General features: G+C 63.7%; 14 protein-coding genes and 1 other RNA gene. 13 read left to right on the top strand and 2 right to left on the bottom strand.

Going from position 1 to position 16,351, the window contains the following annotated elements; genetic code table 11:
• Positions 1–55 precede the first annotated feature (55 nt).
• The 3 genes from ACFOW6_RS00650 (at position 56) to ACFOW6_RS00640 (ending at position 4,075) form a co-directional block, all read left to right on the top strand.
• Positions 56–310 carry a sulfurtransferase TusA family protein gene (locus ACFOW6_RS00650; protein WP_382420104.1) on the top strand — a complete coding sequence of 85 codons (255 nt, stop codon included), beginning with the start codon at positions 56–58 and terminating at the stop codon, positions 308–310.
• A gap of 12 nt (positions 311–322) precedes the next feature.
• Complete coding sequence (locus ACFOW6_RS00645) at positions 323–514, top strand: 2-hydroxymuconate tautomerase (RefSeq protein ID WP_382420102.1); 192 nt, start codon at positions 323–325, stop codon at positions 512–514.
• Between the two features lie 156 nt (positions 515–670).
• Entirely contained in the window at positions 671–4,075 is a 3,405-nt protein-coding gene (locus tag ACFOW6_RS00640) for an autotransporter domain-containing protein (RefSeq protein ID WP_382420100.1), read from the top strand.
• A 16-nt stretch (positions 4,076–4,091) separates the two neighbouring features.
• Here ACFOW6_RS00640 and ggt read toward each other — a convergent pair whose 3' ends face one another.
• Both ggt and ACFOW6_RS00630 read right to left on the bottom strand, forming a co-directional pair.
• Positions 4,092–5,849: a gamma-glutamyltransferase gene (gene ggt / locus ACFOW6_RS00635; RefSeq protein WP_382420098.1), complete on the bottom strand. Its 1,758-nt coding sequence runs from the start codon at positions 5,847–5,849 to the stop codon at positions 4,092–4,094.
• Positions 5,850–5,869: 20 nt separating this feature from the next.
• Positions 5,870–6,766: an NAD(P)-dependent oxidoreductase gene (locus ACFOW6_RS00630; protein ID WP_382420096.1), complete on the bottom strand. Its 897-nt coding sequence runs from the start codon at positions 6,764–6,766 to the stop codon at positions 5,870–5,872.
• A gap of 299 nt (positions 6,767–7,065) precedes the next feature.
• Here ACFOW6_RS00630 and ACFOW6_RS00625 point away from each other — a divergent pair, with 299 nt between their 5' ends.
• The 10 genes from ACFOW6_RS00625 to ACFOW6_RS00580 all read left to right on the top strand — a co-directional run bounded on the left by ACFOW6_RS00625 (position 7,066) and on the right by ACFOW6_RS00580 (position 16,349).
• Positions 7,066–7,284 carry a DUF3126 family protein gene (locus ACFOW6_RS00625; RefSeq protein WP_382420094.1) on the top strand — a complete coding sequence of 73 codons (219 nt, stop codon included), beginning with the start codon at positions 7,066–7,068 and terminating at the stop codon, positions 7,282–7,284.
• A gap of 168 nt (positions 7,285–7,452) precedes the next feature.
• Positions 7,453–8,220 (top strand): TerB family tellurite resistance protein, encoded by a 768-nt coding sequence (locus tag ACFOW6_RS00620; protein ID WP_382420092.1) that lies wholly within the window; start codon positions 7,453–7,455, stop codon positions 8,218–8,220.
• 3 nt (positions 8,221–8,223) lie between these two features.
• A complete protein-coding gene (locus ACFOW6_RS00615; protein ID WP_382420090.1) occupies positions 8,224–10,086 on the top strand; it encodes an ATP-binding cassette domain-containing protein in 1,863 nt (620 codons plus the stop codon).
• Positions 10,087–10,974, top strand: coding sequence for a DMT family transporter (locus ACFOW6_RS00610; protein WP_382420088.1), 888 nt, complete (start codon positions 10,087–10,089; stop codon positions 10,972–10,974).
• Positions 10,974–11,693, top strand: a complete 720-nt coding sequence (locus ACFOW6_RS00605; RefSeq protein WP_382420085.1) for an N-acetylmuramoyl-L-alanine amidase — start codon at positions 10,974–10,976, stop codon at positions 11,691–11,693. Before ACFOW6_RS00610 ends, ACFOW6_RS00605 begins: the two co-directional genes overlap by 1 nt.
• A gap of 32 nt (positions 11,694–11,725) precedes the next feature.
• Positions 11,726–12,112, top strand: an RNA gene (gene rnpB / locus ACFOW6_RS00600) — RNase P RNA component class A.
• Positions 12,113–12,538: 426 nt separating this feature from the next.
• The gene (locus tag ACFOW6_RS00595) at positions 12,539–13,009 is read left to right on the top strand and encodes a division/cell wall cluster transcriptional repressor MraZ (protein WP_382420083.1); all 471 of its coding nucleotides are present in this window, start codon (positions 12,539–12,541) and stop codon (positions 13,007–13,009) included.
• 3 nt (positions 13,010–13,012) lie between these two features.
• Complete coding sequence (rsmH, locus tag ACFOW6_RS00590) at positions 13,013–13,972, top strand: 16S rRNA (cytosine(1402)-N(4))-methyltransferase RsmH (RefSeq protein ID WP_382420081.1); 960 nt, start codon at positions 13,013–13,015, stop codon at positions 13,970–13,972.
• Positions 13,969–14,586 carry a cell division protein FtsL gene (gene ftsL, locus ACFOW6_RS00585; protein ID WP_382420079.1) on the top strand — a complete coding sequence of 206 codons (618 nt, stop codon included), beginning with the start codon at positions 13,969–13,971 and terminating at the stop codon, positions 14,584–14,586. Before rsmH ends, ftsL begins: the two co-directional genes overlap by 4 nt.
• A complete protein-coding gene (locus tag ACFOW6_RS00580; protein WP_382420077.1) occupies positions 14,583–16,349 on the top strand; it encodes a peptidoglycan D,D-transpeptidase FtsI family protein in 1,767 nt (588 codons plus the stop codon). Before ftsL ends, ACFOW6_RS00580 begins: the two co-directional genes overlap by 4 nt.
• Positions 16,350–16,351 lie beyond the last annotated feature (2 nt).

Genomic DNA, 16,351 nt, shown 5'->3' with positions numbered 1-16,351 from the left:
GAGTGAACAGGACAGTCGCCTATTCTGGGCCGGTCTGTAAAGGAGAAGAGGTACGATGACCGCGACACGCGAAGAGGAAGCACAGGACCTGGACACCCGGGGCCTGAAGTGCCCATTGCCGGTTCTTCGGGCCCGCAAGGCCATGAAGGACGTCCCCGTGGGCGGATTGCTGCGCGTGGAGTCCACGGACCCCGATTCCCTGCAGGATTTCCGCGCCTATTGCGAAAGCACGGGCCATGAACTGGTCGAGCAGCGGCAGGAGGAGGACCTCTACATTCACCTGCTGCGCAAGGCCGATCCACAAAACTGAAGGAAAGATTCCATGCCTGTTCTCCACATGACCGTCATCAAGGGCCGCAAGAAGGAAGAGATCGAGGCGATGTACAGCGAGGTGACGGATGCCATTCATCGTACCCTGGGGGCGCCGAAGGAGAACGTCCGCATCATCCTGAACGAAGTTGAGCCGGACCACTTCGCTGTGGCCGGCAAGCCGAAGAGCGGCCCGTCATCGTAGCGGCTCCGTTTCGAGCTGATTCTCCTGTAATTTCCTTGGAATTTTAACAGCTCTTTTACTGCTCCCTTGCTCTTCTCTGCCCCTCCAGTGAAACGCTGAAACAGCGGCGAATCTGGAACCGAGCACCATTGCTACAAACGGGGCACCGAAGACCGCATGAAAACCTCGCATGGACTTGCAGCAGTTTTTGCATTGCTGCTGCCCATTCACCTGTTGTCCGCACAGGGCGCCGCAGCCTACGAAAGTCATATCGTCTCATCTCCCGAGGGTCGCGCAGTCTTCGAGGTGCGAATCTTCAACGAAGGCGATGGCGTGTTCTTGGAGGACGGCGCGGGTTCATACGAGTCGACCTGGAACCTGAGCGACGCGCAGAAGGATGGAGTGCTCTCGGCCATCGGGCGATGGGCGGAGATCATCGAGCCGCAACCGGATCATCTACCGATCGTCATCAACGTCGGGACCTATGACGATGCGAACGCCTTTGGCGGCAGCGATTTCGTGGAGTATGGGGACGACTTGGCTCTGACCCAGTTGCAGGCAGCCCTGCAGAACAGGGACCTGGGCGGGGCGGATCCCGATTTTAGCGGGTATATGGCCCTGGGCTCCGGGATCACGTTCAACACGGAGCCTGACGGTCCGTCACCCTTGCCCCAGAAGGCCGAAGGCTTCGATCTGAACAGTACGGTCTTCCATGAGCTGGGGCACGCCCTCGGCATCCTGACTGCAATAGAGAGCGGCGAAGAGGATGACGGAACAGAAAGCGGGACCGTTCCGTACTTTGACGATGCCCAGACGCTGTGGGGTCGCAATATGCGCGACAGCAACGGCAATCCCGGGCATGCCGGCCAATTCATCAAATGCGATCTTTACGGCTGTTACACAGGTGAGGAATGGAATGATGAAGATGCCGGCACTCCTTTCGATCTGACCGAGGATACGCTGCGTGGACGCGACCAGGGCTACATCACCGGCCCTCATGTCCGTGCGGTCATGGACGGTACAATGCCTGGCGTGCCCGTGCACCTCGCGGGGCGAGATGGTGATATCGACGAAGATTTCATGAGTCATTCCGAGCTCGAGCGCAGCATGATGAGCCATCAGCTGTACCGCAATCACGTGACCTTCATGGAGGCTGAACTGGCGGCGTTACAGGATATGGGCTACGACATCGATCGGCGGAACTTCTTCGGCTACTCGATTTACGGCGATGACCGGGACATCGTGAACCGTCACGCCTATTTCCGGCGAAATGAGACTGGGACGGCCTATCTGACCGACCAGTACAATACGGCCACCCTGGGTATGGGCCTGCACATCTACGGCAGCAACAACAAGGTAGAGCAGGCCGCCGACCTATTGACCGTCGGGGCTGGCGCCGCCGGTGTGCGTATCGATGGCCTAGGTAACAGTCTGGTGATCGACGGCGGCACGCGGGTCCATGCCAATGGCTGGAACGGGCGTGCTGTCATGTTTGCCTACGGCAAGGGGCATGAACTCGTCCAGCGTGGGGAGGTGCAGGCTCTTGGCAAGAACGGAATTGGCATAAGTTTCGACTTCGGAGGCAATGCGCTGGGGATGGACCTTGAATACAGGGGCTCCTGGATCCGCACGGAGAAGGACGAGGAGGGTGATACCTATGATTTGCCCTTACTGGAAGAATTGGAAGGGCCGCTTGTCGAGAGCTATGACCTGACGGGTCATGTGGCCGGGCGCGCGGCTGCGATCTACATCTCCGACAATGCGCTGGTGGAGCGCATCAACGTCATGCGCGGAGCCGGCATCCAGGGGGATATCGTCTCGGAGTACGACGAGCTCGACGAGCATGGTAACCAGCGCCTGACGGAGCTGAGTTTCGGCCTGCGTCCCGACAGCCAGGGCCGTGCCACCGAGTCTGCTGACACCGGTTTCGTCTTCCGCCATGACGGAAACATCCGGGGACAGGACAATCTCGCCCTGTCCTTCGAGGGTGGTTATAGCTCGCTCAATGGCGAACACGAGGTGTACGAAGTCGGGATTGCCAATGGCGCAACACTGGGCGGAAACAGCGTCTATACGCTGCACGAGGACGGTACGTTTCGAAACGCGGGTCTTCTGGTGCCGGGCAATTCGATCGGCACCATCACCATCGATGGCGACTACGTCCAGGACGCGAACGGAACGCTGAGCCTGGAATTCAATTCCGCTGGCGCCCATGACCAATTCCAGGTCAATGGCGATGCCACACTGGACGGTCAGCTGGTTCTGGCAGCCGAACCGGATTGGTACGAGTCCGGCTGGAGTGAGAGCCTTGAACTGGATGATCTTGTCTCTGTCAGCGGCAGCTTTACCCAGAACCAGGATGTGTCCGCAGAGGTGGGGTCACCGACACTGGACCTGAGCTTCAATGAGGCAAGCGGCACCTACCAGATCAGCGTGAGCCGGGCGCCGAATGCCTACAGTCAGCATGCCGAGAGCCGGAATGCACGCGAGGTGGGGCAGGTTCTCGACGGGCTCTCCAGCGCGGCCGGGTCCGACCTGCAACCGCTCTACCAGGCGCTGGATTTCTCGGCTGGCGACGGCAGCGAGGTGGGGCGAACCCTTACGCAGCTCTCGCCCGAGGCTTACAGCGCCATGGTGGCCACCTCGCTGGACCGCGAGCAGCGCCTGAGCGACATGGTGGCGGCCCAACCACTCTCCTTGTCTGCCTCAACGCTGGAAAACGGCGCCGTCCAGGGCTTTGCCGTACCGCTGGGTGGTGGTCTCTGGCAGGACGCGGAAGGAAACACGGTGGGGCACAGCACGGCACGCTATGGCGTGCTGTTCGGCGCGCAGCGGCGCGACCTGGCCGAGCCGGACTGGATATGGGGCGTGCATGGCGCCTTCGTTGGTCAATCCATCAGTGTAAAAGCACCGCACAAGGCCTCAGGGGATACGAAGGCTTTCAGCCTTGGGTTGCAGGCGCACTATCAACCGGATGAGCGGGCCGGGCCCTATTTCCATGGTCAGCTGCGCGCCGGCCTGGAGTCTGGCCGGATGGAGCGGCGCATCCAGGTAGGCAACTATGCCACCACCAATCGCGGGGACTGGATGGGCTTTACCGGCAGTGCGACGGTCGGCGGCGGCTATCTCTGGCGCATGAACGAAAGACTGAGCGCGGGGCCGGTGGCGTCACTGGATTACACGCGCCTGTCCCGCCCGAGCGTGCAGGAGGATGGCAAAGACGCCACGCGCCTGGACCTCTCTTCGCTGCACCATGAGTCCCTGCGTTCCAGTCTGGGTGTGCGGACCAGCCTGGAACACGATCTGGAAGGGGGTGGCCTGCTGAAGGGCAGCCTGCAGGCGACCTGGGACCGCGAGCTTCTCGACATTGATGTGGAGCAGGGTGCCTCCTTTGCCGGCTATGGCTCGGAGGCGTTCGACAGCCGCAACAGCGTGAGCGCTCGCAACGCGCTGTCCCTGAGAGCGAGCCTGGAGTACGAGGCCAGCGACAGCATGAGCGTCGGCGCGCATCTCTCGAGCCAGTTCCTGCGTTCCGGCTATCGCTCCCTGGCTGGCGAGTTCTCCCTGCGCTGGATGTTCTGACGCCGCATTGCCTGCGTTACTCCCCGCCCGCCGTACCGTCGCGGCGCGGGTCTGCGCCGCCTGACAGACTGTCCGGCGAGATGGCGATGGTCTGCAGGCCGGAGGTGTGCGCACTGACATCCACGTCGTGGCCAAGGTCTTCCAGGACCCCCTGCCAGTTCTCGGCCGGTGTGTCCGCCTCGAGCCAGGTGGTGCCGTTCATGTTGCTGACGTGGGCCATCTCGGTGATCTGCTGTGCGTCCAGGTTCCAGTCGACGAATCCCATGAGGGCCTGGGCGACATAGGGAATGATGCGCACGCCGCCGGGTGAGCCCACGGCCAGGACAGGTCTGCCGTTGCCGTCGAAGACAATGGTCGGTGCCATGGAGCTGCGCGGGCGCTTGCCGGGCTGGACGCGATTGGCCACGGGGCGTCCCGCTTCGTCCTCGGGTGTGAAGGAGAAGTCCGTCAGCTCGTTGTTCAGCAGGAAGCCGCCGGTCATCAGCTGCGAGCCGAAGGCGGACTCGATGGTCGTGGTCATGGAGGCGACATTGCCCTCGGCATCCACGATGGAGACATGGCTGGTGCCGGGCAGTTCGCGGCTGCCGTCCCGGCCCGGGCGCGGCCCTACATGCCAGGGCGGATTGCCCGGTTGGGCCGGAGCTGCCATGGCCTTGTCCTGCGAGATCAGCTGGGCACGGGCCGTCAGGTAGGCCGGGTCCAGCAGGCCGCGAACCGGAACCTCCACGAAATCGCTGTCGGCGATGTAGCGGTTGCGGTCGGCATAGGCGAGCTTGCTGGCCTCGGCAAAGAGGTGCCAAGGCCGGGCCGTGGCGAGGTCCATGCCGGCCAGGTTGAAGTGCTCCAGCAAGCCCAGGATCTGGCCGACCGTCAGCGCTCCGGAGGAGGGTGGACCCATCCCGCAGACCCGGTAGGTACGATAGGGGTGGCAGACCGGTGGGCGTTCCTTGACCGCGTAGTCTTCAAGATCCTGCCGACTCAACAGGCCGGGGTTGTCATCCACGTCCTGGACTGTCTGCACGATGTCCTCGGCAAGCCGGCCCGTATAGAAGGCGTCGGCCCCTTGACGGGCGAGGCGCGCGAGGGTTTCGGCCAGGGCCGGATTGTTCCGGATATCTCCTTCCTGAAGCGCTTCACCGTCAGGGAAGAAGTAGTCGCGGGCCGTTGGGTAGCTGCGCAGCCGTTCGGCCGTGCCGCCGTCCAGCAAGCCCGCCAGACGTGGGCCGACGGCAAAGCCCTCTCTTGCCTTGTCGATGGCCGGTTCGAAGAGATCGGCCCAAGGCAAACGGCCCCAGCGTTCATGCGCGGCCTGCATGAGCGCCGGTATGCCGGGCGTACCCACGGAACGGCCGCCGACGACGGCATCCCAGAAGGGCAGGGGCTCTCCCTCAGCGTCCAGGAAAAGCGCGCCGTCGGCGGCAGCTGGTGCGGTTTCCCGGCCCTCCAGGGTCGTGAGTTCGTCGCTTTGGCTGTCGTAATGGACCAGGAAGGCACCGCCGCCCAGGCCCGAGGACTGGGGCTCCACGAGCCCCAGCATCATCTGCACCGCCACCATCGCATCCATGGCCGAACCGCCTGCCTCCAGCATCGCCACACCCGCGTCCACCGCACGCGGATCGGCCGCAGAGACCATGTAGTCCTCGGCCTGGACGAGCTGTTTGCGGCTTTCGCCCGTGGCGGCCTCTGGCTCCGGGCGATCCTGTGCGGTCGCGGGCGACATCAGCAGGAGGCCGAAGACGACAAGGACATGCGCGAGAAGAGCGGCAGGTTTCATGGCAATGCGCCTTTCGACGGTTACGGCTTCAGGCTGTGTGGCTCGTTCATGGCTTCCAGCCACAGCAACAGGGCGGAGTGATCCAGCTTCGCCGTCTCCGGCTTTGCCGCCAGTTCGGCAAAACCTGCGCGCGCGCATTCGGTGAAGGGCAGCTTGAGGCCGGCGTCCCGGGCAGCTTCCAGGATATTGTCCAGATCCTTGAGCTGGATGGCCACAGTGCCGCCTGGCTGAAAGTCGTGTTTCAGCATGCGCTCACCGTGCACCTGCAGGATGCGGCTGTCGGCAAAGCCGCCCGAGATCGCCTCGCGGGCCGCTTCCGGATCGCCGCCGCCGGCCTTGACCAGCAGCAGGGCTTCGGACACCGCGCCGATGGTGATGCCCACGATGGCCTGGTTGGCCAGCTTGGTCAGCTGCCCACAGCCCACGGGCCCCACGTGTCGTCCGCGTCCCATGGCCGAGAACAGCGGTCCCGCCTGTTCGAAATCCGCGGGGGCACCGCCGACCATGATGGCCAGGGTGGCATCTTCGGCTCCGCCCTGGCCACCGCTGACCGGTGCATCGATGTAGCGCTGGCCGGCCTCCTCAAGCTGGGCGGCATGATCCCTGGCAAGGGAGGGAGGGATCGAGGACATGTCGATGAAAAGCGTGTTTGCAGGGGCATGCCGGGCCAGGTTGCGAACAAGCAGTACTTCGGTCACGACCGGGCCATTCTCGAGCATGGTGATCACGACCTGGGCATCGGCTACCGCCTCCTCGGCCGTTTCGGCCAGTCGCGCGCCCTCTTCCGTCAGGGGGGCGGCCTTCTCGCGGCTGCGATTCCAAACGGTGACCTGGAAACCGGCCCTCACCAGGTTCCGGGCCATGGGGTAGCCCATGATTCCAGTGCCGAGCAGGGCCACGTTGCGTATCTCGTCCATTTTCCTTCTTCCCCCGGTTGCGATCCGTCCTGTTGATGTCGTCTTCCTGAATATCACAGGAGGTGGGCATGCTGCGACATGCTCGCCGCGCGAAGATACTGTCTGCCTTTCAATGCCGCTTTTTTCCCGACAAACCCTTGTTTTGGAAGGGGCACGTATGCAGGTTAGGCCGATTGCAAGACAGGATGTCCCGGCTGCAGGAAGGCATGCGGATCAGCACGGTCTGCTGGTTGCCGGCGTGTGCGGACGGGGCGGAGTGTGAGGCTTTTACGCAGCATCCAGAGAGCAGGAAAGATCACATGACACCCAAGGAAATTGCGCGCTTGACCAACTATCTGCGCCAGACCTTCAACAATCCCCGCATCACCATCCTGCCGCCGAGCAAGGACGGCCAACCCATCGAAATGCGCATCGGTGAGGAATTCATCGGGGTGGTGCACCGCGATGTGGATGAAGGCGAGGTTTCCTATTCCATTCAGATCATGATCCTGGAGGAGGATCTGCCCGCCGAGGTGTAAGCATTCGGGAGGCGCAAGGGGCAGCGGAGGCGGTGTCCGGGATCTTGCCGAGGCAAGATCAGGGCGAATGGCAGGGCTGCTGTTCCGGAGGCTTGTCGCTTCCGCTCGCCTCGTGTTTTATCGCAGGCGCGAGCGGCGTTCAGGGCGCAAGGAAGGCGGCAGGGTGACATGAGTATCTGGGGGAAAATCGTAGGTGGCGCGGCCGGCTTTGCGCTGGGCGGGCCGATCGGTGCGTTGCTGGGTGGCCTGGCCGGGCATGCCGTGGACGTCATGAACCAGAGCACCCAGCTGGAGCCCCCCGAGCACGAGACGGACGCCCAGGACGGCCTGGACGGGGATCGTACCAAGAATATCGCGTTCACCATCGGCGTGATCGTGCTGGGCGCCAAGATGGCCAAGTCCGATGGCAAGGTGACCAAGGACGAGGTCTCTGCCTTCAAGGAAGTCTTTCACATCCCGCCCGAGGAGATGAAGAATGTCGGGCGCATCTTCGATCAGGCCAAGCGTGATGCCCGCGGTTTCGAGCCCTACGCCCGGCAGCTGGGCAAGCTGTTCTCAAGGGAGCCCCAGGTTCTCGAAGAACTGCTGAACGGCCTGTTCCATATTGCCCGGGCCGATGGGGACGTGACCCCGGAGGAACTGGACTTCCTGAACGGTGTGGCCCGGGAATTTGGCCTGTCGGACAATGACTGGCAGCGCATCAAGGCCAGCAACTACGGCCCGGATGCCGCTGACCCCTACAGCATCCTGGGTATCTCGCGCGACTCGAGCGACGAGGAAATCAAGAAGGCCTATCGCCAGCTTGTGCGCGACAACCACCCGGACAAGCTGGTGGCCCAGGGTATGCCCGAGGAGTTCATCAACGTCGCCAACGACAAGCTGGCGCGCATCAACGAGGCCTATGACAAGATCAGCCGGCAGCGGGGCCTGCGCTGAGGAATGGCCGCACCTCCCGTTCTGACACTTCAGGAAACCCGCCTGGGATACGGCGGGACGCCGCTCTTCGAGGATCTGGACCTGACACTTTCTCAGGGGGCACGTGCCTGCCTCGTGGGCCGCAACGGCAGCGGCAAGTCCACGCTGTTGAAGGTGCTGGCAGGTCTGGTCGAGCCGGATAGCGGTTCCCGTGTGATGCAGGGCGGCCAAAGGCTGGCCTATCTGCCGCAGGACCCGCACCTGCCATCCGGGCAGAGTGTAGGAGATTTCATTGCCGAGGGCCTGCCGCAGGACGAGGCCGACGTGGGGCGGTATCGCGTGGATGCCATGCTCGATCTGCTGAACCTGGACGGAGAGGCCGTCCTCGGATCCCTCTCCGGCGGCGAGACGCGACGCGCGGCCCTGGCCCGGATGCTGGTCTCGGAACCCGACATCATGTTGCTGGACGAGCCCACCAACCATCTGGACCTGCCGACCATCCAGTGGCTGGAGGGAGAGCTCGCGCGCTTCCGCGGGGCCTTCATCGTGATCAGTCACGACCGGACCTTCCTCGAGAATGTCTCCAACACCACGCTGTGGCTGGACCGGGGGCGGATTCGGCAGTTGAACAAGGGCTTTGCCGCCTTCGACGACTGGGCCGACGAAGTGGCGCGCGAGGAGGAGCAGGAACTCTATCGTCTGCGCAAGACCATCGAGCGTGAGGAACACTGGCTTCAGCGCGGGGTGACGGGTCGACGCAAGCGTAACCAGGGACGGCTGAGGCGCCTGCAGGAGCTGCGCAAGAGCCGCGCCGAGATGATGCAGAACCAGCCGGGGCAGCTGTCCATGGCCGCTGCGGAAGCCGGCACCAGCGGCAAGGTCGTGATCGAGGCCGAAAACATAACAAAGAGCTTCACCCGCCCCGATGGGCAAGAGGTGCAGCTGGTGAACGGATTCTCCACGCGCATCCGGCGCGGCGACCGGGTGGGTATCGTCGGGCGCAACGGTGCCGGAAAGACCACCCTGATCCGCCTGTTGCTGGGTCGGATGGAACCCGACCGGGGCAGAGTCAAGTTGGGCACGAACCTGGAGGTCCAGGTCTTCGACCAGCAGCGCGAAAGCCTGGATCCGGAAGCGACGCTTTGGGAAACATTATGTCCCCTGGGCGGTGATTCCGTGATGGTCGGCGGGCGCCAGCGTCATGTCGTAGCCTATCTGCGGGATTTCCTGTTTGACGAGCGCCAGGTAAAGCAGCCGGTTCACTCGCTCAGCGGTGGGGAGAAGAACCGCCTGCAGCTGGCCCGACTGTTTGCGCAACCCTCGAACCTGCTGGTGCTCGACGAGCCAACGAACGACCTGGACATGGATACCCTGGACCTGCTGGTCGAGGTCCTGGACGACTATGAGGGTACGCTGCTGCTGGTCAGTCACGATCGCGATTTCCTGGATCGCCTGACCAGCAGCGTCATTCTGATGGACGGGCGTGGCGGCGCCCAGGAGTATCCCGGCGGCTACAGCGATGCCGTGCGACAGGCCGGAGGGCTGCCGGATGCCCGAACGTTGCGGGAGAAACCCGGCCGCAAGGCGCGCCAGGAAGGGCAGGAACAGGCCACAGGCGGCAAGCCCAAGGCTACGGCGCCCAAGTTGAGTTACAAGGAACAGCGTGAGCTGGATGGCCTGCCGGACCGGATTGCCAAGCTTGAGGTGGAAATCTCGGACCTGGAGGCCCAATTGGCCGATCCGGATTTCTATAGCCGCGACCCCCAGGGCTTTCAGGCGGCCACAGACAAGCTGGAGAATCGGCGCGAGAACCTGGCGCGCTGCGAGGAGCGCTGGCTGGAGCTCGAGGACAAGCGCGAGCGGCTGAAAGAGGGAAAGGACAGCTGAATGCCATTGCCAATGCCGCCGCGCGACCTGTTTCTTTTCGTTGTGATCGTGCTGGTCTGGGGACTGAATTTCGTGGCCGTGAAACTGGGCACGGACCAGTTCCCGCCAATCTTCATGACCTTCCTGCGCTTTATCATCGTGTCCGTCGTGCTGGTGCCCTTCGTGCCGAGACCCAAGGGCAACTGGCTGAAGCTGTTGGCCCTGTCCTTCACCATGGGCACCCTGCACTTCTCGCTGGTCTTCACCGGGATTTCCGGTGTGGATGCCAGCACGGCTGCCATCGCCGTGCAGCTGCAGGTGCCCTTCGCGGCGATCCTGGCCTCCATCTTCTTCAAGGATCGCCTCGGCTGGTGGCGCATCCTGGGCATGGTGGTGGCCTTCGGCGGCGTGGCCATCATGGCCGGGGAGCCGAGGCTGGGCGACCAGTACGGCTCGCTTGCCCTGGTGTTGGGCGCGGCCATGGCCTTCGCCGTGTCCAGCATCCAGATGAAGCAGACGCACGGGATCAGTGGCTGGACCATCACCGCCTGGATCTCGCTGCTGGCCTTGCCCCAGTTGCTGCTCGTCTCCTGGGTCCTCGAGGACGGACAGATGGCCGCGCTGCAGACGGTGGATCTCACCGGCTGGGGCGCCCTGCTGTTCACCGCGCTGGGCGCCACCCTGATCGGGCACGGGCTGTGGGCGCACATGGTCACACGCTACGACATCAACCAGGCGGCACCCTTCACCCTGATGGTGCCGGTGGTCGGAGCAGCCTCCGGCATCATCTTCCTGCACGAACCCTTGACCGTGCCGTTCATGATCGGTGGGACCCTGACCCTGCTCGGGGTCGGCGTGATTATCCTGCGCCGTCCGGGCTTGGGCGCGCCCATGCGCGAGCGTCTGTGATGGTTCTCATCCACGAACACCCCTCTCCGAACCATGACGAGCGCGGCAAGGCCGGTGCCCCGGACATGCTGGTCCTTCACTATACCGGGATGGAGAGCGGTCAGGCGGCCCTGGAGCGCCTGTGCGACCCGGAGGCCAGGGTCAGCGCCCATTTCCTGATCGAGGAGGATGGCCGGGTGATGCGACTGGTTCCCGAGCATCGGCGGGCCTGGCATGCGGGTCTGTCGCACTGGGCCGGGGAGGACAACCTGAACGATGCCGCCATTGGTATCGAACTGGTCAATCCGGGGCATGAATTCGGCTATCGCAGCTTCCCCGAAGTGCAGATGTGTTCGTTGATCGAACTGGCCGTGGTCTTGCAAAACCGACATGGCATTCCCCGTCACAGGGTGGTCGGCCACTCGGACGTCGCCCCTCTGCGCAAGGAAGATCCGGGCGAACTCTTCGACTGGCCGCGCCTGGCCGCATGCGGCCTCGGCCTCTGGTCAGAGGAGTGTCCCAGCGACGTGCACATGGATGAATCCCGTGCGCGCCGGGCCTTGGCCGGGATCGGTTATGGCTATCTGGACGAGGACTTCGCGCGTGTTCTTCTGGCCTTCCAGCGGCACTTCCTGCGGGACCATTTGACGGCAGAACTGGACCCTCGCACGGCCGGTCGGCTCTCCGCAATCGCGGCCCTGTACCAGGAGGCAAGAGGGGGGCGTGAAGCGGGCGATTGATTCCCGCGCGCCTGCCGCTTAAGTCTAGGGCGCCAGGCGGCCGGATAGCCGCCTTCGGGCCGCGTGCCCGGGGGAGGAAAGTCCGGGCTCCACGGAAATACGGTGCCGGGTAACGCCCGGCGGGGGTAACCCCAGGGAAAGTGCCACAGAAAGCAAACCGCCCCGCCTCTTCAGAGCGGGGTAAGGGTGAAAGGGTGCGGTAAGAGCGCACCGCGTCCCCGGCAACGGGGGCGGCAAGGTAAACCCCACCGGGAGCAAGACCGAGTAGGAACGGCCGACCCTGCGAGGGTCAGGCGGATTTTCGCGCCGCCGTTCGGGTAGGTCGCGCGAGGCGTCCGGCAACGGACGTCCCAGATGAATGGCTATCCCGCGCCGTTCTGCGGCGCGGACAGAACCCGGCTTACAGGCCGCCTGGCACTCTGCTCCTCTCTGTTTCCCGTCCTGTTTGTTCTCGGACCCTTCGATTTTCCTCGTATTCGAGTGATTTGCGAGGGAGCGGTTCGCTGTTTTTCTGCGATGAGAACATAAAGAGAACAAATCCTCATCATATTTTATTTCCAGTTTGGTCACAGAGATCAAGAAGAGCTTTCCCGAATGTTCTTGAAGCAGAAATTCTTCGCTTCAAAACCCCCAATATCCGGCGCTTTGACCCATGCATAATACTTGAGTTCCCATTGACGCCCATGGATTCCCATGCTATCCCATAATATCCCACGTACTGGGCCCATATCCCATCGTCATCCCACGGATGAGAGGTTGGAAGAGGTCCGGGGGCCCTGGCAGGGGGAGCCTGCTGAACGTCTTGAGCCGCATGGGATAACCACAGCGGTGTTCGGGAGACAGGGGTGCAAGCGCAGACACCGTTTCTCGGTACCTTCCGGAACAAGGTCGACCGCAAGGGGCGCGTGTCGGTTCCGGCTCCCTTTCGTCAGGTACTGATTGGCGAAAGCTTCCAGGGCGTTGTCTGCTTTCTCTCCCACAAGGTCGAGGCCATCGAGGGTTGCGGCATGGGATTCATGAGCGAGTTGAGCGAAAGCGTTGCCGACATGGACCTGTTCTCCGACAACCACCAGGACCTGGCCTCCAGTCTCTTTGCTGACGCGCATCCGCTGGCCTGGGACAGCGGCGGACGTATTCAGCTGCCTCCCGAGCTGATGGAGGTGGCTGGCATCACCGACGAGGCGGCCTTTGTCGGCATGGGCAAGACGTTTCGCATCTGGGAGCCGGGGGCGTTCACGGCCTACCAGGGCGAGCGCCGCGCGCAGGCTCGTGAGAAGGGGCTCTCCCTGCCGCTTCGTCGCGCGAAGGAGGAGTGAGCCATGCAGACCGTCGCAGCAAATACGGCCGGCAGACACCTGCCGGTCATGCTCGCCGAGGTCATGGAGACGCTCCAGCCGCGTGACGGCGGAGTCTATCTCGATGGTACCTTCGGGCGCGGCGGCTATGCCCGTGCCCTGCTGGAGGCGGTGGACTGCAAGGTAATCGGCCTGGATCGCGATCCCGCTGCCATCCGCATGGGCGAAAGCCTGCAGAACGAATTTCCCGGCCGCCTGGACCTGGTCGAGGGGTGTTTCGGGGAGATGGACAGCCTGAGCCCGAAGGCGCCGGTCGACGGCGTTGCGCTAGATCTGGGTGTATCTTCGCCGCAGCTTGACGAGGCCGAACGCGGCTTCTCCTTCCAGCTCGATGGGCCGCTGGACATGCGCATGAGCAGCAGCGGGCCCAGTGCGGCCGATGTCGTCAACGGCTGCTCCGAGGCCGAGTTGTCGGATATCATCTGGCGCCTGGGCGAGGAGCGCCGTGCCAGGGCCGTGGCACGCGCCATTGTTGCGTCTCGCGGCAAGGCGCCTATCAAGACCACCCTCCACCTGGCCGAGGTGATTCGCTCGGTCGTCAAGCCTTCCGCCGATGGCATCGATCCGGCCACCCGCACCTTCCAGGCGCTGCGGCTCCATGTGAATGACGAGCTGGGGGAACTGGAACGGGGCCTGTCGGCGGCGGAGCGGCTGCTGGCGCCCGGCGGACGCCTAGCCGTAGTCTCCTTTCACTCCCTGGAGGACCGGATCGTCAAGCGCTTCCTGCGTGCGCACAGTGATGCCGCGCCGCGGGGATCGCGCCATGCGCCGGCCAGTGAACGGCCCGAGCCCTGCTTCCTCCTGCTGATGAAGAACGCGCAGCGTCCCTCTCGTGAAGAGCAGGCACGCAACCCCAGGTCCCGCTCGGCGCGACTGCGTGCGGCCGAGCGCACCGAGGCTCCGGCCCGGGAGGCGCGCCCATGAATCGGATCTTCTTCGTTTTCATGATGCTTGCCGCCGTGGTGGCCATGGCTGCGCTGTTCCAGGTCAAGCACGAGGTACAGCAGCAGGAACGCCGGTTGAAGGCCCTGAACGAGCAGATCCTGCGCGACCAGGAGGCCATTCACATCCTGAAGGCGGAATGGAGCTATCTGAATGATCCCGAGCGGCTTGCCCGCCTGGCGGAACGCCACCTGGATTTCCAGCCCATGGAAACCGAGCAGGTGAGCCAGGTTGCCTATCTGCCGCCACGCCCGGAGGACTTCGGGTATTCCCAGGCCGAGACGGCCGGGCAGAAGCCCTATCCGCCCAGCCGCCCGAAGATGCCGGAAAACTGGTCTCCGGATCCGTTGCCGGAGAAGCGTTCAAGCGAACTGCGCCAAGCCTCTGCTGCCCAGTCAAATCCCGACACGCAGGCGGAGACAGGCACGCGCAGTGACGTCCAGACAGCCTCCGTCGGCGGAGATGAACAGCAGCGCCATGAGAGCGCCTCTCGAAGCGAGAGCTCCTCCCGCGGCTCGGAACCGGTCAATCCGGTAACGGGCCGTCCGCTGCCGACGGCCGGTCCGACCTTTGTTTCGCTGGAGGCGTCGCAATGACCCGCCGGGGAAATGAAACCGCGAACTATCGTCCGCTTTCTCCCTGTGGGCTGGACGTCGGACAGCCCAAGACATGGGTGGTCGAGCTGGAAGGTGCTCGCAAGGCGGCCCTGGAAACGGGGCGCACGCGCCTGATCGTTTCGGCCCTGGTCTTTGCCATGGCCTTCGTCGTCATAGGCTTGCGACTTGTGGACCTGACCCTGCTGCAGAGCGATGCCTCTGCGCAGATTGCCACGGTTGCTCCCGTGAACACCGACTGGCGCAGTGGGCGTGCGGATATCGTGGACCGCAACGGCACGGTGCTGGCGACAACGCTGCCGACCAATGCGGTCTATGCCAATCCGCGCCAGATCCGCAATCCCGACGAAGTGGCCAATCGCCTGGCCGGCGCCCTCAAGGGCGTGGATGCGGAGCGCCTGAAGAGCGGCCTTTCTTCGGACCGGAGTTTCACATGGGTGCGGCGTTGCCTGAGCCCGCGCGAGACCGACGCGGTCAACCGCCTGGGGATTCCCGGCGTCTACCTGCAGCACGACGAGTGCCGTTACCACCCGCATGATGAGCTTTTCAGCCATGTCATCGGCTACACCGATATTGACGGACGCGGGATCGCGGGTATGGAAAAAGCCTTCGAGGAGCGCCTGCGAGGCGGCAGGAAGCCGCTGGAGCTCTCCCTGGACATGCGGTTGCAGCATATCATGGCCGAGGAGCTGGAGGCCGCGATGACGGAATTCTCCGGCATCGGAGCCTCGGGCCTGATCATGGACGTGGATACCGGCGAGATCCTGTCCATGGTATCCCTGCCCTCGTTCGATCCCGACCGGCCGGGGGCAGCCAGCGACGAGGCCCGCTTCAATCGCGCGACGCTGGGCGTTTACGAGGTGGGCTCGGTCTTCAAGATCTTCAGCACTGCTGCAGCACTGGATTCGGGCGCTGTGAGCCTGGAGGACGGCTACGACGTCTCCAAGCCGATCCGGATTTCACGCTTTACCATCAATGATTTCAAACCAAAGAACCGCTGGTTGTCGATCCCGGAGATCTTCCTGCATTCCAGCAATATCGGCACCGTTCACATGGCGATGGAGGCCGGGACCCAGGCTGTGCAGAACTATTTCGGGGACTTCGGCTTCCTGGAGCGCAGCTCTTTGGAGCTGCCTGAAACCGGCAGTCCGATCCTTCCGGCCAAGTGGCGCGAGATCAACACCATGACGATCTCCTACGGCCATGGTCTGGCCGTCACGCCGGTCCAGGTGGTCAGCGCACTCTCGGCGATGGTCAATGGCGGCGAGCTGCTAAAGCCAACGCTGGTGAAGCGCAAGCCGGGTGAGCGGGCGGTTGGCGAGCGCGTGATCTCGGAACAGACCTCGGCCCAGATGCGCTGGCTGATGCGGCTGGTGGTCTCCGAGGGTACGGGGCGTAATGCCGAGGCGCCCGGCTATGCCGTGGGCGGCAAGACGGGCACGGCGGACAAGCTGAAAGCCTCGGGCGGTTATGCCCGGAACAACCGCATCGCGTCGTTTGCCGGGGCCTTTCCCATGGACGATCCGCAGTACGCGATCTTCGCCATGGTCGACGAACCGAAGCCCACGGAAGAGAGCTATGGCTACGCCACCGCCGGCTGGGTGGTGGCGCCGGCCATTGGGAAGATCGTGCAGCGCATGGCGCCGGTCATGGGCATCGAACCGCGCGCCATGCCGGACAAAGTGGGGCCCGATCCCCTCTTCGTGCCCGTACACCTGAAGGGGCGCTCAGTTGCGTCTCAATGAAC

This window comes from Fodinicurvata halophila, assembly GCF_042651425.1.
GTDB classification, from domain to species: domain Bacteria; phylum Pseudomonadota; class Alphaproteobacteria; order Kiloniellales; family DSM-21159; genus Fodinicurvata; species Fodinicurvata halophila.
The sequence above is the reverse complement of the archived record's forward strand: the minus strand, read 5'-3'. Positions and strand labels throughout refer to the sequence as shown.